We start from the raw sequence: 17045 nt of genomic DNA, 5'->3' as shown, positions 1-17045 counted from the left end.
TCGCCCGTAATCTTCTGGCTACTGACCCCTTGCTAGCCTTCGACCGCACCGATCAGGGGTGGTCCATCATCGACATACGCGAAGGTGCCAAACACTTCTCTCCATACCGAACCGACGGCACCCACCGAGGATCGATCGCGAACTTGCGGTGTCGGTAGACCCGAAGCCCGAACATGGTGCCACACAGCACGATATCGGCACGCATGTCAGCGCCCATGACGTTCTCCACGATCCACGGCGCGCGCTGGGCGGCCAGCGCGGCGAGGGTGGCGTGCAGTAGCCAGCCGGTGCCGTTCTCACCGGCACGGGATTTGAGCGGGGTGTGATCGTGGCACGGTGGGCTGGCGGTGATGGCGTCGTACTCGTGGCCGTGTTCGGCCAGGAATTCCAGCGCGTCGGCCCGATGGAACTCGAACGGGTATCGGGGCTGCGGATCGATGTCGACACCTACCACCTCGAAACCGGCGAGGTGATAGCCCATGCTCGCGCCGCCGGCGCAGCAGTACAGGTCGAGCAGACGCGGGCGTGACATCAGCGCGGTCCTTCGCCAGTGATCTCGCGGGCCGCGATCAACGTCCGCGTGACCGCGGACTTGCTGACCTCGATCCGCTCGGCGATCTGGGCGTGGGTGAATCCCTGCTCGTGCTTCAACCGCAGGATCGTGGTCACGGTGTCGGGGTCGCGGCGCCCGGCGGGGTCGGCGTCGCACAACCGCGCGGCGACCGCGGCCCACGGATCGACACGGTCCGGTTCGTCGGTGCGTGGCCGGTGCGTGGCCGGTTCGAGTGCGGTCCGCTGCGCACCGTCGACCTCGATCCGGTCGGATCCGGCGGTGAGTTCGCTGGTGGTGGAGCGGGTCTCGGTGTGGACCTCACGCACCGAGACGGTGCGTACCGGATCAGGAGCACGCACCGGTTCCGGTTCGGTGCGCACCACCGGTTCGGGGTCGGTGCGGTCGGTGCGTGCCAGCACCAACAACGCGACGGTGGCCTGTCCGATGGCGCCGTCGATGATCAGCGGGAATAGGAACGCCAGATGTTCGCTCATCCCTACCTGTATCGACAACTCCCGCAACGCGTCGAACGAGAGCCGGAACGCGATCGCCGCAATGGCCGCTGTCAGCCCGACAACCGCCCAATAGGCGAGTCGGGCCTTGTTCTGGGCGCGGACGAGCAGTCCGACGCCGTGGGTTGCCGCCAACAGCGCGATCGGTGGGAAGGAGGCGACGAACGCCGCGACCCACTGCTTTCCGGCTGGTGCGTTGAGCCACGCGTGCACGATATTGCCCGCGATCGACATCGCCGCGACAAGGAGCAGTTCGCCCCAGAAGAAGCGGATCGCCGATGTCTCCTCCGGGGTCCGCGCACCGGGCGAATCGGGCTGTGGTGCGCGGCGGTGCGCGGCGTCACTGGTGCGCACCGCCTGCGCACCGGTCGGGTTGGTAGTCATGATGGGTGGTCTCCTCTCGGTTCGGGTGATCGATGCGCAGGCGGGCGCGTCACCGGCTGCGGGTCCGCTGCTGCTGCCCGCGGTTCACGGGCGCGGACCGAAACCGGGCATTCTGAGCCCGATCCAGGTACTTGACCGGTTCCAAATCGGTGAGGTCGTATCCGGCGTCGAAATGGTCGGAAAGGTCCTTGCCGTCACGGGCCTGGACCACCCGCACCTCCCCCACCCGCTCAGCGAGGGAGTCAGCGACCTTGGCGGCGTGGCGGTATCCGGGGCGGTCGCGGTCGGCGACCACGATCACCCGCGCCGCCCCGGCCAACCAGCGGGCGTGCTCGGGAGTCCAGGATCCGGCGCCCATCGCGTTGCAGGTCGCGATCTGCCCCGCCTGGTTGGCGCGTTGGACGTCCTTCTCCCCCTCACACACATAGATCTCGCGGCCGGTGTCGAGGGCTTCGCGAATGTCGGCGAGCTTCCACGGAATCGGCGCGAAACCCGTGCGTTCCCATTCGGTCCCGGTCCAATGCGCTTGCCAGAAACTCTTGGCGTCGCCGTGTTCGTGCGGTGTCCGCACCCGGTGCACCGCGCCCTCGACCCGGCCGTTGGGCCAGCGGTAGATGTAGGAGTCCACCGTCTCGGGGCGCCCGGTCTGCACCCCGAGGTCGGGTTTGGACAGGATCGGGAAGTGGGCGGCGAGGATGGCTTTCTCGACCGGGGACACGACCTGTCCCGCCGACTTCTGCGAGGTCGACTGTGGGCGGGCCGACCGCCCGCCGGTCCCGAAGGACCGGCGAGCAGAACCTTTGGATGTCGTGCTGGTGTGAGCGTTGTTCGCGCTGGTGTTGGTGCTGTTCCGTGCGCGTTCCGGGAGGCGGTCGAACATGTCGCGTACCCGCAACCCGATGCGTGCCACGACTTCTTCGTCGTCGCACCTGGCCCAGCAGCGCACAATCGTGCGCTCCTGGGCCGCGTCGTAGCGGACCCCAAGAGAGGGATTGTGGTGCTGGCCGTCGTCTTCGTGGACCGGGCACAGGTAGTTGGTCCACTGCTCGGGCGAGCGGGGGTACCGCGGCGGTCCCATCTTGCGGGTGAGGGCGTCGGTGACAATCTCATAGGAGCGGCCCTGCTGAGGGTGGTGGTCCATGACCGGTTCACCGGCCCCGTTGCGGGCGCTGTCGCGGGCGGGGCCTGTCGTTGCCGGTCAGGTGGCGGGCCTGTTCCTGGCTGCGCAGCTGCACATCGGTCAACTCCGCCAATCCGGTCTGGTGTTCGCGGTTGAAGGCGACGTTGTCCATGAACCGGGTCATCGTGTCCGGGGTGCGCTGCCAGTCGTGCTCGGCGTCTTCGAGATAGGCCCAGTGCTCGGCGTGCGGGCCGTCCTCCCACCGGCGGGCGATCTCCCCGCGCTGGGAGTCGATACGGTCGATCTCGGCCTCGCTGCCGACCTCGAACATGTCACGACCGAGCCGATAGAAGGTCTCGAACTCGGCGCGCATGTGGTCCTCGTGCTCTGCATGCATCTCAGCGGCTCCGTTCGATCCCGTTGCGGCGGTGCCCGTTCCGCTCCGGCCGTGGTTCCTCCTGCTCGGGCTGCCAGCCCTGGGTGTGCTCGGGCACATTGGCGGCGTCGTGTTCAGCCCAGTACTGCTCCGCACCCTCGGCGGCCCACCAGCGGGCCAGCTCGTCGGCGTTGTCGGTGCCGTCGGTGAACCGGCTCCAATCCACTCGCCCCAGATCACGTTTCGCGATCTCGGGGTGATCGGGCAGGTCGGCGAGGGATTCGGCCATGTTCCGGCCGACCGTCTCGTTCCACTCCGCGATCGCCTGCTCGTGCGCCTGCTCCCGCTCTCGGTCGTCGGGGTGTTCGTCGTCCCGGTGCTGCTGGTCGATGCGTTCACGGCTGCCGAACCGCTCCCGCTCCGGAGTCGAGCGGGCGAGCTTGCGCACCGCCTCGTCACGCTCTGCCTTGAACCGGTCCCGCTCGCGGCGGGCCTGGTCGCGTTCGCCTTCGATGTGGCGGACGTGTTCGGCGACGCCGGGCGATAGTTGCGGGCCGGTGGTGCGGTCGCGGACTTCGCCGATCTCGGCCGCGAGGCGCTGGTTACGGGTCTTGAGCGCTGCTACCTGGGCTTCGGCGGTATCGAACCGGCGCCGGATCTCGTCACGCTCACTGGTGACCGCGTCCAGGCCGCGTTGCAGCATCTGCACCCGGGAACCGAGCCGGTCACGATGGGCCTGAAGGTCGGCGAGCTGCTGCTCGACCGCGGCCAACCGATCCGGCTCGACCGCAACCTCTCCCTTCTGGTCCCGGTCGGGAGGCGGTGGTGTCGGCTGCTCGACATCACCGGTACGCGTGGCCTGGTTCTGACGCATTTCGGTGAGTCCTTCGGCCAGCTGCTCGCGGACTTCGTCGGGGGTGCCGGCGGCGAGGTATTCCGGGACGGGCTGCCCGTTGTTCCATGCCGCGGCCGATACCTCGGTACCGAGCTTGATCTGCAACCCTTCGACGGTCTCTGACGCCCACTGCGCGGACTCGATCCCGTCGCGGTGCCAACCCCGTTCCACCGACGTGGCCGGACCGACACTGTCGGGCCGGTGGTAGCGCACCGTGGTCTCCCACGCCTGCTCCGGATCGATCCCACGCTGCGGTTCGGGATCGCGCGGACCGACCGCCTCCACCAGATCCGACGTCTCGACGCCTGTCTCGTACTGCCTCCGCTCGACGTCCTGCCGCTGGGGTTGGGGGCGTAACTGCTCGGTGTAGGTGTCGGCGCCCAGTACCCGGGCGACCTGCGCCCGATACTTCAACGCCTCGATCCCCCGGACCTTGTGCGCCTTCTTGAACAGTCGGCCCGGCTCGAACCGCGGGAACGTCGTCGCGGCATCGAGGCCGTCCAGGGCGATGCCGCGTTCGGTGACGGTGAGTCGGTCGTTGACCGCGATGCGGTGGCGCAGGTTGTTGGCGTGTTCGGTCAGGATCTGGTGGTCGCGGTAGCGGCGTTCGTGGTCCACGCTCGGATCGTTCGCCCGCTCGGACACGGTGAGGGCGTGGTCGCGGTAGCGGTCGACCATCTGCTGTGTGTAGGACAGGTGATGGGTGCGGGAGGCTTCCTCGGCGCGGCGCTGTTCCCGCAGCGTGCGGCTGATCTGTTTGCGGACGTGACGGCGGTCCAGCCAGCTACCCGACTGGGCGAGCAGGCGCAGCAGGTGCGGCAGGGAGTGGGCGAACTGGCGGACTTCGGAACGGATCTCGTCTTCGGTACTGCGATCGGACATGGGATTGGTTTCCTTCCAGAGACCGGACTATCGGGAGATGTGTTGGTGGGTAGTTGTTTTCACGTGTTGTCGGTGGTGGGCTTGTTCACCTCCTCGACCGAAACAGCCGTGTTCGATCCCCCGCTGGGCACCGCGGGGGCGTCGAGGTCGGGTGTGGTGCGGCGGGAAAGCGCGCCCGATACGGCGCGGCTGATTCCGTCGCTGATCGCGGTGACGGTGTCGGGGAAGCTGGGGCGCAGGGCGGCGTTCCACCACAGGTAACCGACCCAGGCCAGCCCGTAGACCGCGAGTGGACCGGTCACCACGACCGATTCCCCCCAGCCCGCGACGGCCCCGACCGTGACCACGAGAACCGTGCCGCTACCTGCGTGGCGCAGCATCCGTTTGCGGGCGTTGCGTCCGGCTGCGATCAGCTCATCGTGATCGCGGCCGGTACCGTCGTCGGATTCTTGATCTGGGTCGGTGCCGGGGCTGACCAGGTGCAGCGCGGGGCGTTTCGGGCCGATCGGACGCGCCGAACGCGAGGACTGGGTGTAGAGCGGTTCGTCACCGTCGAACGGCGGAACACCGGCCAGAACATCGGCGAGGTAATCCTCGACATCGTCGGCCACACCGGCGAAATCCGCCGGAGTCAGCTCCCGCCCGAAACTACCCCCACCGCGGCCAGGCCCACTGTCAGCCCTGCCCTTGTCGTCGTTGTCGTCGTCGTTGCTGTCGTCGGGTCGGATGATGCGCATAACTGTTGCCTCACAATTGAATACAGAAGAATGGGGAAAGAATCGGGAAATGCCGGTTCAGGCGGCGCTGCCCGCGGCTTTCGGGGGTGCACCGCTCGTGGCGCTCTTGCCGGTGGTGGTCTTGCTGGCGGTGTGGGCGGCGGTGCCCGGCATCGGGCGCACCCGGTCCGGGGTGACCTGCACGACCTGGCCCCAGTCCGCGCGCCGTGCGCGGGCGTAGACGAACTGGCCGGTGTCGAGTTCGCGCAGCCGGTCGGGGTCGACCAGCCACTTGTCACCTACCGAGACCTGGCCTTCGTCGCCGGTGCGCTGGCCCTTGATCAGATGCCGCGACGGCAACATGAACCGCACCGTGCCCAGGTGTTCGCACAGGTCACCGGCGTTTTCGTTGTAACCGAGGATCAACCCACCCGCGCAGGCCTTGAGCAGGCGGTTGAGCGTCCACTTGTCCTGGGCCAACCCCTCCTGGGACTGGGCGGCGAACGCGAGGGCGACGCCTTGGGAGCGGCCCCGCTCGCACACATCGACCAGATTCAACGCACCCGACGGGGTCGTGGTGGCCGATGCCTCATCGATGATCACGCTCACCGAACGCCGCTTGTCCTTGGCGGTGCGGCCCGCCTTCTGCATCACCATGCGCAGGATCGCGGCGACCTGGGCGCGGGCGGCGTCCTTATCGAGCCCCGGCACCGTCACGTACAGCACATCGAGGTCATCGAGGTCTTTGCCGCCGTCGAAGACCATCGCCCCGTCCTGATCCTGGAGCAGGTCGAACAGGTTGGTGGCCTTGATCAGGGCGTCATCGATCTGGGGGACCTTCTCGGCCTGCAACGCCTCGATCATGCGTTTCACATCGGGGGCGTTGTTCCACAGATCCAGCAGCTTCTTCTCGTTCAGACGCTCCAGGAACTCTGCCGAGGACCGCGGCGGACCACCCGGCGCGTCCACCACCAACGACACGATGCGGCGGCGCATCTCGTCGAAATGCTGCCCCTCGCTCGTGGTGGCCTGACCACCGTTGAGCATCTCCTGAATCACCCCGCGCATGTCACGGGCGGTCAGCGTCTTGAACAGCTCCAGCCGGTCCCCGCCGGGTCCGACGGTCGCGATCCGATTCGACTCGATGCCCATGCGCCTTGCGAGCCCACGGATTTCGGTGCCGAGGGCCAAGTCGTCGGCGCCGCCCTTGCACGAGATCACCACCATCAACGGGCGGGGGTGTTTGTTGCGCATTCCGGGGACGGTTTTCCACTGATGCCATGCGGTCCACTCGTATTCGAGCATCCCCACGAAATGGCACTTGATCAGCACGGTCTTACCGCCACCGGTCGTGGACACGATCGCGAAATGGCGCCGTGCCTGCTTGTACGGGACCACCAACCAGTTCTCGTGACGCGCGGTCAACTCCTGCCACAAACTCGTCGTCTTCGCGGTCGTGGTCTTGGCCAACCGGCCCAGCACGATGCCCTGACCGGTGGTCGTGGGCGCGCCTCCCCGGGCCGCACGAGCCGCAGCCGCGAAGCGGCGGGCGTGGATAGCGTCCTTCACACGCTCGGTGCGCTCCAAGGATTTCAACCCGACGGTGTTGGTCTTGTGCACGAACTGCGCCCAGTAGTAGGTGGCCAGCAGCGCGGCGACGGGAGCGCCGAGGATCAGCATCTGGCGAAGTCCGGCGAGGTCACCGGTCGTGATGCGGGCGGCGCCGGACCACAAGAGAGAGGCCGGTACCGACCAGGAACCACCCGCGAGGGCCGACATAGCGGGCAGCAACAAGGAGGCGATCGCGAAGTTCCGCAACCTGGCCGGAGGCAACCACGCCGCGGCCACGGCGAGGATCATCACCAACATCCCGACGACCACCACCCCGCACACGGTCGCGGTGGTGACGACGTGACCGGCCGCGGCCAAATCCAGTGACGGAAGGTCCAAGCCTTCGACGCCCTTGATCGGCGGGGCCTGCGGTGTGATCGCATGCGGGGCGGTCGGATCGACCGGCACCACCACCGCGGCGGGGTCGGGTACGGGGGTTTCGATGGGTCCGCAGTCGGTCGGGGTGATGATCGGCTTGCAGTTGGGGTCGCTCATGATGCTTCCTTGATGTGAAGACTTTTCCTGCTGGTTTTGGCCTGGTTTCGGGCGGCGAGGAAGGTGGTCCACTCGTCGTCGAAATCGCCGATCGCCCACAGCAATCGGTCCGTCCGCAGTTCGGCGGGTAGGCGTTTGTAGGCGGCGGAGACGGTGTCGAGCACCCGCGCCGAACGGCACAGATACAAAAGCCCGATAATCGGCTCGTGCTCGCTGTGCAAAGCGGAGCGCACGGCGCCGGCCAGGGCGATGTCCATGTGGGCGCGTTCGGTTTTCGCCGTCAGTTCGACTTCCAACGCCCACCAGCCGTGGCGGCCGTCGACCGCACCCAGGAACCGGCCATCGTGCACGTGCGGACGATCGCGGCGGGGTTTGCGGCCGGTGCTGAATTCCAACTGCCGGGTCTTGGATTCGTTGGCGGAGATCTCGGCGCGGCGCCGCAAGATCCGCTCCGACACCCACTTGTCCGGGTCCGGGCCGACGAGCATGATCCGGGCCTGCGCCACAGCGCGGTAGTGGTTGGCGTACATGAGCTTCGGTTTCCAGTCCGACGGCCGCCACCCCAAATAGCGGGCCGCGGTATCGCGCTTGGGAACCACCCACGCCCGCCCCCGCTGCACCGAATCCAACGGATGCACCCGACCCGCCGCGATCAGATCATCAGCCAGGTCGTAGGCACTCGACAGCGAGGTCGACATAAACAGGGCGAGCACATCGACCTGCATGCCGTGCATATCCGACAGACCCGCCAACGCCGCGTCCTGGCGCACCGTGACACCGTGGCGGCGTGACCGACCCAAGATTCGGCCCAGAGACCCGTAGGGGACGCCGATCTCGTCGGCGACCTCCCGTTTGGTCAACCCTTGCCCACGCAGCGCGTTCGCCTCACCCAGGGCCTTTTCGACTTGGGCCAGCGAGATACCCAACGTGCGCGCGATCTGCCCGTAGGACAAACCTGCTGCACGCAGACCGGCCACGATCTCGACCCGGTTGCGGCGCTCCAGAGACGCCCACCGCTGGTTATCCTTCTTGTGGTTCATCGGTTTCGCTCCCTTCCCTGCTCGGGACGATTGGCACGGCGGGCTGCGATGTCGGCGCGGGCCTGCAAGATCACCTCGCGCATATCGGCGGTATCGATCCCACGGCGCTCGGCCGCGTTCACCGACCGCTGCCACCGCGCCAACCTGAGTGCCTCCAACTGCGCTTCGGTCGGTTCCCGTTTGGGCACAGCCGATTCCGCGTCATAGAGATAGGCCCGCAATGGGCCACGATCGCCGCCGCGAGCACGCAGCACCTGGCCCTCACGCTCACTGGCGGGACGGCGGCCGTCGTTGGCGAGCTGGCGGCGGGTACGCAGATGCTGCGGCGCCAACCGCCACGGCCACGTCGGAATACCGAACCGCTTACCTTCCGGATCCAGGAACCTGCTCATCGCGACCGCCCCGGACGCTGCCGTGCGGCTTCGCGCTCGCGCTGCCGCTCGGCGACGCGGGCGCGGATCTGGGCGGCTTGCTCGGGGGTGAACTGGTAGTCCAGAAGTCGGTCCCGCACCTCCGTCCGCTCGACGTGGACCGGCCGCAACGACGCGAAAGCCTGGGCATGACGCGAGTTCTCGAACCCGACACCACGCAAGTCCTTCGACCATGCGACAGCGAAGGCCGCGTCCTGCATGTCGGCCAACACCTCGAAGACGGTGTCCAGACGCCGGAACTCCGCTTCCAACTCCGCGCGGGCACGGCGACGCTCGTCCTCGATGCTCATCGCGTCACCACCTGCGGCAACTGCTCACGCGGAACGCACGAACCCACCGGCTCCGGCGGCACACCCGAATCGACCGAGCGGCACACATCCACCGACGGGGTGTCGTGCTTGTAATCGACCCACGCCGCGGTGCAACCACCCATACCGATCACGACCAGCACCGCCAACACGATCAGACGCGGCGCGACCGGCAACGCGCTCAACGGCGCGTACACCGCACCGACACCGGCGAACTCCGGACCCGTCATCGACGTCAACGCGCTCTGACCGACACCACGCCCACGGTCGTAGTGCGTGACGGTGTAGCTGTGATGCGCCGGTGGCTCCGGCCTGAACTGCGCGCTCATCGCCGGACTCCCCACCGACGCGAAGCACGCCAGAAAGCAATCGCACCCAGCAGCATCACCGTGAATCCGGCAATGCCCGGCGCGGTCAGCATCAGATACCCCACTGCCACTGCGGCTACCGCGAAGCCGAATGTCTTGGCGCGCATCACAGATCACCGCCCTTGCGGGCCTGGCGGCGACGACGCACCTGGGCCGACTTCAACGCCAACCGCATGTAGTACGCCTTGCGTGCCTGCTCTGCCCGATACGCTCGCTCCTCCGGGCTGAGCATCCCGTCGGGGTCGACCAGACGATCGAACTTAGCCAAGAGCGCGCCACGCGCCTTCGCAGTGCGAGCGGAACGATCAGCGGTCTTCGCCCACGACTCGTGAGCTGCGATGCGGGCCGACATCGCTCTTTCGGTGGGAGTACTCATGCCACACCGTCCGAGTCGATCGAAGTGGCGGGCCGGACGAGCCCGAGCAGCTCGTCACGCTGCACTCGCCACATACGACCGTTCACGATGAAGCCCTGGAGGTCACCGGCCTTGATCCAGTTCTTGATGGTCTTCACGTCCACAGCGACAAGGGACGCGGCGGTCCTGAGGTTGATGAGATCTTTCGGCGGTTCGACCGGCTGTTGGGTGCTGATGGTCAAGGGAGATCACTCCTTTGGTAGAAACGGGTGGAAAATGCTCTACCTGAATGATCTGGCCGATAACCGGACATAAATAGGCCACCGAAGAGGACATCGACAGGCCGTTTCATGGCCCCAACTGATGCAGGCGTCCTCCTTAAGGACTAAGATGGGCGTATGTCGACATCAGGGAACGCCGCACTTCGAGCGGCACGTCAGGCGCTCGGCTTTCGGTCCCAGTCCGCCCTTGCCGACGCAGTGACTGAGACCGCACGAAAGATCGGGCTCCGCATCGAGGTCTCATCGCGAACAGTCCGCCGATGGGAATCCGCCGAACCCCCGTGGCCGCATCCGGAGCACGCCACCGCGCTAGAGACGCTGTTCAAACGTCCCATTACAGAGCTGGGATTCACACCGCCCTGGGCTCCCGATACGGCGGGCGGCGGCCGTGCAGGCAACAACACGGTTAGTCATGCAATGGGACAACGGATATTCGGGTCGACGCCCCCATCGCTGCCGGCATCAGTCGCAACTGACTTCATGGCTGTGACTGTCGCCCATCGCCACCTGTATTGGGCGGTTCCCGCTGCCCGACTTCACCGCTCGGTAGCCGAGCACGCGCAACTCGGACTCGAGTTGCTTCCTCAGCTCGCCGGAGCGTCGAAAACGCTTCTTGCGAAAGCACTCTCAGAGTCGAGCCTATTAGCTGGGCGACTGGAGTTCTTCGACCTCCAACAGCCAGAACTGGCGCAACCAAGTTTCGTGCTCGCGCTCCAGGCCGCACACGAGGGCGGCGATGCACTTCTCGGCGCGGCCACGCTTGCGCATATGGCCTTTGCTCCAGCATTTTCGGGTGATGCTTCGCGCGCCGAGGAAGCCCGCGAACGGATTCGGGCGGCACGCGCGTTCGCTCGCCGCGGCGGCGCCAACGCCGAGATGATCGCCTGGCTCGACGCGGTTGAGGCAGAGGTAGAAACCCGATTCGGCGACACCCGTCGGGCACTCAATCTTGTACATCATGCCGAAGAGACATACCGAGAGCATGACGTTGAGGCGCAGCCGTCTCCTGCATGGCTTGACTGGTTCTCGCCGATCCGCCTCGCTGGATTCAAGGGCAACACACTGATGATCGCCGGTCGCGGGCGGGAGGCGCGAGAAACCTTGGAGGGTGTGCTGGCAGATCTGCCCGAAGAGGAAGTCAAACAGCGGTCGATCTACCTCTCGGACGCCGCTGCGGCATCAGTCCTCGAAAACGATCCCGAACGCGCGTGCCAGTTCCTCGAAGAAGCACTCGATGTCGTGGGGAGGAACTGGTACGCCACCGCTATGGACAGGATCAAGTCCGTCCGACAGTCGTTGCGGCAGTGGGACTCGTTGCCAGCTGTACGCAGTCTCGATGAGCGGCTGTACGACTGGCACACCACCGTTAGCTCATTCGTGGGCTAACTCGAACTATTTTCTGCTGCAACGATTCCAGGCAGCTCATTCAGGTCGCAGATTTGCCAATCGGACAGGTCCGCGACCTCTTGCTTGTTGCGATGAATCCATCCCCATGGGCCGCGCAAGATATAGGCGGTCCGCATACCGGCCTTCTTAGCGGGAGCAACATCGTTGTCGATCCGGTCCCCGACGTAGACGATCTCCTCGGCTGGAAATCCCGCTGCTTCGATGGTCTTGTCGAAGAAACCTTGGGCTGGCTTCTGGATACCCCAGTCGTCCGAAGTGGCGATGAAGTCAGTGGGAAGGTCCAAGCCACGCAGGAGCCCGCCTGCGCGGACCGTCTGATTCCCCACGATGCCTACCCAGATCCCCATCTCGCGCAATTTGGATAGCGCAGGCCGGACGTCGGCGTACAGGTCGTCTTCGCCGAACCATTCCGGTTTGCCTGCATCGGCCCTGGCTTGGCGCTCCCGATCCAAGTCGAAGCCCGGCTGGAATACCTGGAAGGTCTCGCGATAGTCGAGGCCCGTGGCGATCACTGCCCCGAACGCGGCGGCGAAAGTATGCCGCGGCACACCCAGCCAGTCTGCCCAGGTTCCGTACTCGCGGGTCTCGTCAACAAGCGTCTCGCCAACATCGAAGACGACAGCAGAAATCACGGCCCTACCTTACCTGTGTGTTGCCAGTGCCTACTTGTCCGCAGACATGATCCGGTCGTACGTGCGACGAGCCCGCGCGTTGCGCGCGCTCGCTCCATACCGCGCAAGCATCTGCGGCGACGTCCAACCGTTCAGCTCCATCAGATCGCCCTCGCCCCCGCCGTTGTCCAACCAGGTGTGCGAGAAGTGATGCCGGAACTTGTGCGGGTGCACGACCACACCGCACTCGTTGCCGCGACGGACGATCATCTGGTAGATCCCGTCCTCAGTCATGGGCTGGCGGTTATTGATGCCTAGCCACAACTGCGCGCTTTCCGCGTGAGTGTGCTTCGACCGCAGTCGGATGTATCGGTCGATAGCCCGCGCGGCCTCGAAACCGAACTTGCAGCGACGCTCCTTGCCGCCCTTGCCGCGTACCAACAACTCTCGGCGGTCAAGGTCGATGTCACCGTGGTCCGGCGCGGCCGGCGCGTAGCGGATACCCGCCATCTCAAACAGTCGGATTCCAGTGGCCTTGAACAGTTCGATGATGGCCTGGTCTCGCCGATCAACGAATGTCTTGCCGCGGCATGTTCGCGCCAACGCCGACAGCTCCGCCTCGGTGAAGACCGGCACTACCTTCTCTTTGATCTTCGGGGGCCGCATCTTCTCCATCGGATTCGGCTGCTCCTCCTCAAGTGCGTACCACTTGAAGAACTGCTGCAAGGCCCGGTACTGGTTGTTCGCGTAGCTGTCCGAGTAGCGCTCAAGAAGCCACGTCATCCACCACTTGACGTCGTCGGCAACGACCTCTGTCCAGTCGCTGCGCGCCGCCTCACCACGCAAGTGCGTTCCGGCGAACCACTGGACCGCTTCGACGTAGGTCATCACGGTCTTGGGTGACTTGCCCTCGGCGTTCAGATGCAGCCTGAAGGAACGAATTTCAGGCTCGAACGGTCCCGCGTCGAGATTCCGCGGCTGCCGTGTACGCGAGGCGGTCATCTATCGACGGTATCAAAGTTTAGCGTTGTCCGAGCACTATGCCATCCCAGGAACAAGAAAACCCCGACCTGTCTTCGCAGGTCAGGGTGTCTTTGAGCCTCCTGTCAGGATTGAACTGACGACCTTTCGCTTACAAGGCGAGTGCTCTACCACTGAGCTAAGGAGGCGGAAGCGGTACCAATCGCGACCGGTTGCCCACTATAGCGGGGCACACCGGCCGTGCGACACCGAGTTACGGTGCCGCACGGCTGGCGGCTGAATCAGCTTTCCCGGCGCAGTATCGGATACCGCGGTTCAGGACTGGGCGCCCTGGCGGGCCGCGTCGTCGGCGGCCATCGCGTCCCGCAAGCTCTTCGGACGCATATCGGTCCAGTTCTTCTCGACGTACTCGACGCAGGCAGCGCGGCTGTCCTCGCCGAACACGACTCGCCATCCGGCCGGAACCTCCGCGAAGGCCGGCCACAGGGAATGCTGTTCCTCGTCGTTGACCAGGACGAAGAATCGACCGTCTTCGTCGTCGAAGGGGTTGGTGCTCAATTTCACCTCACTGGATACTGGCGCTGTGTACGGGATCGGCTCCTGAGACCGTCCGGCGCTGGGCCGTGCGGTACACGAACCACGCCCCGGATGCTCCCCGAGCGTTGTGTCGACCCTAGCAAGGGAGACGCTACGCGTAGGTGGTTACCTCGTCCTGGGGTTCAACGGATCGGACCCGCGCCCGGTTCACCCGGCGAAGAACTCGAGCAGGATCTTGTTCACGTCGTCCGGTTTCTCCAGGTAGCCGAAATGCCCGGCGTCGGGAATCTCCTGGTAGCGGGCACCGGGAATGGCCTCGGCGACCTCGCGGGAGAGGTAGGGCGGGATCATCCTGTCGTCGGCGAATCCGACCGAAAGGCACGGCACGGTGATGGCGCGGTAGGCCTGGACCCGGTCGAAATCGTGGTCCATCCGGCGCTGTGCGCGGATACCGGGGGTCACCGGACCGCCGGTGAACTCGAACAGATCCAGCCAGTCACGCGCCGCGTTGGGCTGCGACATCGTCGCGGGCGACAGGTTCATCACGGCGGTCACGGCGGCCTCGTATTTGGCGGGCATCTTCACCCCGCTCGCGTCGAGTTCGTGTTCGCCGAGCGAGAGCGTCTTCTGGAACTGGTCGAGGCGGCCGTGGCCCGCCATGAATACGGCCTTGCGCACCAGATCCGGCCTGGCCAAAGCCAATTCCTGGGCCACGCGCGCACCCATCGACGTGCCGACGACCAGCGCGGGGCCCTCGTCGAGCAGTTCGATCAGCCCGGCGGTGTCGCCGACCAGCTGGTCGATCGTCATTCCCGACGGCGCTTCGTAGGACGGCGCGATACCCCGGTTGTCGAATGTGCACACCCGATATCCGGCGGCGACGAGCGCGGGCACCTGGTGCAGTTCCCAGACTCTGCCGGGACTTCCGGTGCCCATGATCATCACGACGAGCGGCGCCCCGCCCTTGACGTCCGCGCCCTTGGCACGGTCACCCTTGACCTGGTAGTTGAGGGAGATCCCGTTCACCGTGGCCAGCGGCATTGTCGACCCTTTCGTGGAGTTGGTGCTGACCGTCAGGAGCGACCTGCTTCCGGTCGCTACGGCCCGTCACCACGGTATAGGCAGGGGTCCCGCAACGCACCGAGGCGGGTGCTCGAGGTATCGGGTGCGGCGCGCCCGCGCCCGCGCCATATACCATTGACTATTCGCACGTACGAGCGTAATGAGCCGGGAGGATTTGAGATGGCTGCGAAGGGCAGCGCGAACGATATCGCGGACGATGACCTGGAACCACTCGCCGATGAAACCGCCCGTCAGGCCCAGCGCGTCGTCGCCGCGTACGCGGAGGACGCCGACGAGTGCCGGATGTTGCTGTCGATGCTCGGCATCGGCCCCAACGGTCGAGGCGAGTAACCCCAACCCGCTCGACGACAACGGCGCCGTCGACGACACCCGACAACTCCAGACGGGATCAGCGATGCACACCATCCGGTGAGCGTCGGGGCCCGGAGGCGGTCGCTCGCTCAGCACCGCGAACGCCGCCGCTCGAATAAGGATGCGTGAGTGGACCAGATGACCGACCAGCCGTCCGACGACTCCGAGCTCGCTTCTCCCGACGATCGCACGACGACATCGGCGGATGTGGTGGAGCCGATCGAAACCGACGGGGCCGGTTCCGGTTTCGTCGTCGTGGCCAATCGGCTACCGGTGGATCTCGATCGACTACCCGATGGCTCGACCCGATGGAAACGCAGCCCGGGCGGCCTGGTCACCGCGTTGGAACCGGTGTTGCGCAACAACAAGGGGGCGTGGGTCGGCTGGGCGGGAGTTCCCGACGCCGACCTCGATCCGATCATCGAAGACGGCCTGGAACTGCATCCGGTCACGCTGTCGGCGCAGGAAGTCGCCGACTACTACGAAGGTTTCTCCAACGGCACGCTGTGGCCGCTCTATCACGACGTCATCGTGCGACCGACCTACGACCGCGCCTGGTGGGCCGCCTATGTCACGGTGAACAGGCGATTCGCCGAGGCCACGGCCAAGGTGGCCGCCGAGGGCGCGACGGTGTGGGTGCAGGACTACCAGCTGCAACTCGTTCCGAAGATGCTGCGCATGTTGCGCCCCGATCTGACCATCGGGTTCTTCCTGCACATCCCCTTCCCGCCGGTCGAGTTGTTCATGCAGATGCCGTGGCGGACCGAGATCATCGAGGGTCTGCTCGGCGCCGATCTGATCGGTTTCCACCTGCCCGGCGGCGCGCAGAACTTCCTGTATCTGGCACGCCGACTGGCGGGCCAGGCCACCTCGCGCGGCACCGTCGGTGTGCGCTCCAAGATGGGCGTCGTCCAGGTCGGCTTCCGGACGGTGCGGGTCGGCGCGTTCCCGATCTCCATCTCCTCGGCCGAGATGGACGACAATTCCCGACGGCGGTCGGTACGCGAGCGTGCCGCGAAAATCCGTGCGGAACTGGGGAATCCGAAGAACATCCTGCTCGGTGTCGACCGTCTCGACTACACCAAGGGCATCGATATCCGGCTCAACGCGCTCGAGGAATTGCTGGTCGACGGCCGGGTCGACCCCTCCGAGACGGTGATGGTGCAGTTGGCGACCCCGAGTCGCGAGCGGGTCGAGAGCTATATCCAGATGCGCGGGGATATCGAACGCCAGGTGGGCCGCATCAACGGCGAATTCGCCCGCGTCGGCTATCCGGTGGTGCACTACCTGCACCGTCCGATCCCGCGCGAGGAACTGCTCGCGTTCTTCGTCGCGGCCGACGTCATGCTGGTCACCCCGCTGCGCGACGGGATGAATCTGGTCGCCAAGGAGTACGTGGCGTGCCACAGCGGACTCAACGGCGCCCTGGTGCTGAGTGAGTTCACCGGGGCCGCAGCGGAATTGCGTCAGTCCTATCTGTGCAATCCGCACGATCTGGACAGCGTGAAGGACGCGATCGTCTCCGCGCTGGAGGACGACCGTGACACCAAGCGCCGCCGGATGCGGTCGCTGCGCCGCCAGGTGCTCGCCCACGACGTGGATCGCTGGGCCCGCGCCTTCCTCGAGGCCCTCGCCCAGGATCAGGTCGCCGGGAGCGCCCTGCTCACCGACGACGACACCTACCCGGAGTCGCGGACGCCACGCCGCTGACGGCACGGCGCCGCTGACGCGGTGGGGGACGTTCACAG

Annotated in this window: 21 protein-coding genes and 1 tRNA gene; 3 read left to right on the top strand and 19 right to left on the bottom strand. The window is 66.0% G+C overall.

Annotated features, from left to right (window positions below; genetic code table 11):
* Window positions 1-52: 52 nt before the first annotated feature.
* The 14 genes from JZ792_RS31410 to JZ792_RS31345 all read right to left on the bottom strand — a co-directional run bounded on the left by JZ792_RS31410 (window position 53) and on the right by JZ792_RS31345 (window position 10288).
* Window positions 53-532, bottom strand: a complete 480-nt coding sequence (locus JZ792_RS31410; protein WP_216916371.1) for a DNA cytosine methyltransferase — start codon at window positions 530-532, stop codon at window positions 53-55.
* Window positions 532-1449, bottom strand: coding sequence for a DUF2637 domain-containing protein (locus tag JZ792_RS31405; RefSeq protein WP_216916368.1), 918 nt, complete (start codon window positions 1447-1449; stop codon window positions 532-534). The genes JZ792_RS31410 and JZ792_RS31405 overlap by 1 nt, the downstream gene beginning before the upstream one ends.
* A gap of 49 nt (window positions 1450-1498) precedes the next feature.
* The gene (locus tag JZ792_RS31400) at window positions 1499-2590 is read right to left on the bottom strand and encodes a toprim domain-containing protein (RefSeq protein ID WP_216916366.1); all 1092 of its coding nucleotides are present in this window, start codon (window positions 2588-2590) and stop codon (window positions 1499-1501) included.
* Window positions 2591-2597: 7 nt separating this feature from the next.
* Entirely contained in the window at window positions 2598-2966 is a 369-nt protein-coding gene (locus JZ792_RS31395) for a hypothetical protein (protein ID WP_216916364.1), read from the bottom strand.
* A 1-nt stretch (window position 2967) separates the two neighbouring features.
* Window positions 2968-4722 (bottom strand): hypothetical protein, encoded by a 1755-nt coding sequence (locus JZ792_RS31390; RefSeq protein ID WP_216916362.1) that lies wholly within the window; start codon window positions 4720-4722, stop codon window positions 2968-2970.
* Between the two features lie 59 nt (window positions 4723-4781).
* Window positions 4782-5459 carry a hypothetical protein gene (locus tag JZ792_RS31385; RefSeq protein ID WP_216916360.1) on the bottom strand — a complete coding sequence of 226 codons (678 nt, stop codon included), beginning with the start codon at window positions 5457-5459 and terminating at the stop codon, window positions 4782-4784.
* Between the two features lie 57 nt (window positions 5460-5516).
* The gene (locus JZ792_RS31380) at window positions 5517-7544 is read right to left on the bottom strand and encodes a type IV secretory system conjugative DNA transfer family protein (protein WP_216916359.1); all 2028 of its coding nucleotides are present in this window, start codon (window positions 7542-7544) and stop codon (window positions 5517-5519) included.
* Window positions 7541-8584, bottom strand: coding sequence for a hypothetical protein (locus tag JZ792_RS31375; protein ID WP_216916357.1), 1044 nt, complete (start codon window positions 8582-8584; stop codon window positions 7541-7543). Before JZ792_RS31375 ends, JZ792_RS31380 begins: the two co-directional genes overlap by 4 nt.
* Window positions 8581-8976 carry a hypothetical protein gene (locus tag JZ792_RS31370; protein ID WP_216916355.1) on the bottom strand — a complete coding sequence of 132 codons (396 nt, stop codon included), beginning with the start codon at window positions 8974-8976 and terminating at the stop codon, window positions 8581-8583. Before JZ792_RS31370 ends, JZ792_RS31375 begins: the two co-directional genes overlap by 4 nt.
* A complete protein-coding gene (locus JZ792_RS31365) occupies window positions 8973-9305 on the bottom strand; it encodes a hypothetical protein (RefSeq protein WP_216916353.1) in 333 nt (110 codons plus the stop codon). The genes JZ792_RS31370 and JZ792_RS31365 overlap by 4 nt, the downstream gene beginning before the upstream one ends.
* Complete coding sequence (locus tag JZ792_RS31360; protein ID WP_216916351.1) at window positions 9302-9652, bottom strand: hypothetical protein; 351 nt, start codon at window positions 9650-9652, stop codon at window positions 9302-9304. Before JZ792_RS31360 ends, JZ792_RS31365 begins: the two co-directional genes overlap by 4 nt.
* Window positions 9649-9798, bottom strand: coding sequence for a hypothetical protein (locus JZ792_RS31355; protein ID WP_216916348.1), 150 nt, complete (start codon window positions 9796-9798; stop codon window positions 9649-9651). Before JZ792_RS31355 ends, JZ792_RS31360 begins: the two co-directional genes overlap by 4 nt.
* Window positions 9798-9959 (bottom strand): hypothetical protein, encoded by a 162-nt coding sequence (locus JZ792_RS31350; protein ID WP_254190617.1) that lies wholly within the window; start codon window positions 9957-9959, stop codon window positions 9798-9800. The genes JZ792_RS31355 and JZ792_RS31350 overlap by 1 nt, the downstream gene beginning before the upstream one ends.
* A 104-nt stretch (window positions 9960-10063) precedes the next feature.
* Window positions 10064-10288, bottom strand: a complete 225-nt coding sequence (locus tag JZ792_RS31345) for a helix-turn-helix domain-containing protein (protein ID WP_216916346.1) — start codon at window positions 10286-10288, stop codon at window positions 10064-10066.
* A 156-nt stretch (window positions 10289-10444) separates the two neighbouring features.
* Between JZ792_RS31345 and JZ792_RS31340 the strand changes: the two genes are divergently transcribed.
* On the top strand, window positions 10445-11713 hold the full coding sequence (locus JZ792_RS31340; RefSeq protein WP_498044262.1) for an NsdA family TPR-like regulatory protein: 1269 nt from the start codon (window positions 10445-10447) through the stop codon (window positions 11711-11713).
* Here JZ792_RS31340 and JZ792_RS31335 read toward each other — a convergent pair.
* From JZ792_RS31335 to JZ792_RS31315, 5 genes are all read right to left on the bottom strand, one after another.
* The gene (locus tag JZ792_RS31335; protein WP_216916342.1) at window positions 11710-12366 is read right to left on the bottom strand and encodes an HAD family hydrolase; all 657 of its coding nucleotides are present in this window, start codon (window positions 12364-12366) and stop codon (window positions 11710-11712) included. The two genes, JZ792_RS31340 and JZ792_RS31335, sit on opposite strands and share 4 nt — an antisense overlap.
* Before the next feature lie 30 nt (window positions 12367-12396).
* Entirely contained in the window at window positions 12397-13347 is a 951-nt protein-coding gene (locus JZ792_RS31330; RefSeq protein ID WP_216916340.1) for a tyrosine-type recombinase/integrase, read from the bottom strand.
* 95 nt (window positions 13348-13442) lie between these two features.
* Window positions 13443-13514: transfer RNA gene (locus tag JZ792_RS31325), tRNA-Thr, on the bottom strand.
* A gap of 127 nt (window positions 13515-13641) precedes the next feature.
* Window positions 13642-13884 (bottom strand): MbtH family protein, encoded by a 243-nt coding sequence (locus tag JZ792_RS31320; protein WP_011207082.1) that lies wholly within the window; start codon window positions 13882-13884, stop codon window positions 13642-13644.
* Between the two features lie 186 nt (window positions 13885-14070).
* Window positions 14071-14904, bottom strand: a complete 834-nt coding sequence (locus tag JZ792_RS31315; protein ID WP_216916338.1) for an alpha/beta fold hydrolase — start codon at window positions 14902-14904, stop codon at window positions 14071-14073.
* A 201-nt stretch (window positions 14905-15105) separates the two neighbouring features.
* Here JZ792_RS31315 and JZ792_RS31310 point away from each other — a divergent pair, with 201 nt between their 5' ends.
* Complete coding sequence (locus tag JZ792_RS31310) at window positions 15106-15276, top strand: hypothetical protein (protein WP_169334866.1); 171 nt, start codon at window positions 15106-15108, stop codon at window positions 15274-15276.
* Between the two features lie 159 nt (window positions 15277-15435).
* Window positions 15436-17007 carry an alpha,alpha-trehalose-phosphate synthase (UDP-forming) gene (locus JZ792_RS31305; protein WP_254190620.1) on the top strand — a complete coding sequence of 524 codons (1572 nt, stop codon included), beginning with the start codon at window positions 15436-15438 and terminating at the stop codon, window positions 17005-17007.
* Window positions 17008-17045: the final 38 nt, after the last annotated feature.

Source organism: Nocardia noduli (genome assembly GCF_019038455.1).
Classification (GTDB): domain Bacteria; phylum Actinomycetota; class Actinomycetes; order Mycobacteriales; family Mycobacteriaceae; genus Nocardia; species Nocardia noduli.
Note: the sequence above shows the minus strand (reverse complement) of the source record. Positions and strands in the feature narration are given on the sequence as shown.

What these genes read in the sequence shown, in the direction of transcription:
- JZ792_RS31355 (WP_216916348.1), bottom strand. Translation starts at nt 9,798, where the DNA reads ATGCGCGCCAAGACATTCGGCTTCGCGGTAGCCGCAGTGGCAGTGGGG.
- JZ792_RS31365 (WP_216916353.1), bottom strand. Translation starts at nt 9,305, where the DNA reads ATGAGCATCGAGGACGAGCGTCGCCGTGCCCGCGCGGAGTTGGAAGCG.
- JZ792_RS31315 (WP_216916338.1), bottom strand. Translation starts at nt 14,904, where the DNA reads ATGCCGCTGGCCACGGTGAACGGGATCTCCCTCAACTACCAGGTCAAG.
- JZ792_RS31400 (WP_216916366.1), bottom strand. Translation starts at nt 2,590, where the DNA reads ATGGACCACCACCCTCAGCAGGGCCGCTCCTATGAGATTGTCACCGAC.
- JZ792_RS31330 (WP_216916340.1), bottom strand. Translation starts at nt 13,347, where the DNA reads ATGACCGCCTCGCGTACACGGCAGCCGCGGAATCTCGACGCGGGACCG.
- JZ792_RS31360 (WP_216916351.1), bottom strand. Translation starts at nt 9,652, where the DNA reads ATGAGCGCGCAGTTCAGGCCGGAGCCACCGGCGCATCACAGCTACACC.
- JZ792_RS31395 (WP_216916364.1), bottom strand. Translation starts at nt 2,966, where the DNA reads ATGCATGCAGAGCACGAGGACCACATGCGCGCCGAGTTCGAGACCTTC.
- JZ792_RS31340 (WP_498044262.1), top strand. Translation starts at nt 10,445, where the DNA reads ATGTCGACATCAGGGAACGCCGCACTTCGAGCGGCACGTCAGGCGCTC.
- JZ792_RS31410 (WP_216916371.1), bottom strand. Translation starts at nt 532, where the DNA reads ATGTCACGCCCGCGTCTGCTCGACCTGTACTGCTGCGCCGGCGGCGCG.
- JZ792_RS31405 (WP_216916368.1), bottom strand. Translation starts at nt 1,449, where the DNA reads ATGACTACCAACCCGACCGGTGCGCAGGCGGTGCGCACCAGTGACGCC.
- JZ792_RS31375 (WP_216916357.1), bottom strand. Translation starts at nt 8,584, where the DNA reads ATGAACCACAAGAAGGATAACCAGCGGTGGGCGTCTCTGGAGCGCCGC.
- JZ792_RS31385 (WP_216916360.1), bottom strand. Translation starts at nt 5,459, where the DNA reads ATGCGCATCATCCGACCCGACGACAGCAACGACGACGACAACGACGAC.
- JZ792_RS31305 (WP_254190620.1), top strand. Translation starts at nt 15,436, where the DNA reads ATGACCGACCAGCCGTCCGACGACTCCGAGCTCGCTTCTCCCGACGAT.
- JZ792_RS31370 (WP_216916355.1), bottom strand. Translation starts at nt 8,976, where the DNA reads ATGAGCAGGTTCCTGGATCCGGAAGGTAAGCGGTTCGGTATTCCGACG.
- JZ792_RS31390 (WP_216916362.1), bottom strand. Translation starts at nt 4,722, where the DNA reads ATGTCCGATCGCAGTACCGAAGACGAGATCCGTTCCGAAGTCCGCCAG.
- JZ792_RS31310 (WP_169334866.1), top strand. Translation starts at nt 15,106, where the DNA reads ATGGCTGCGAAGGGCAGCGCGAACGATATCGCGGACGATGACCTGGAA.
- JZ792_RS31380 (WP_216916359.1), bottom strand. Translation starts at nt 7,544, where the DNA reads ATGAGCGACCCCAACTGCAAGCCGATCATCACCCCGACCGACTGCGGA.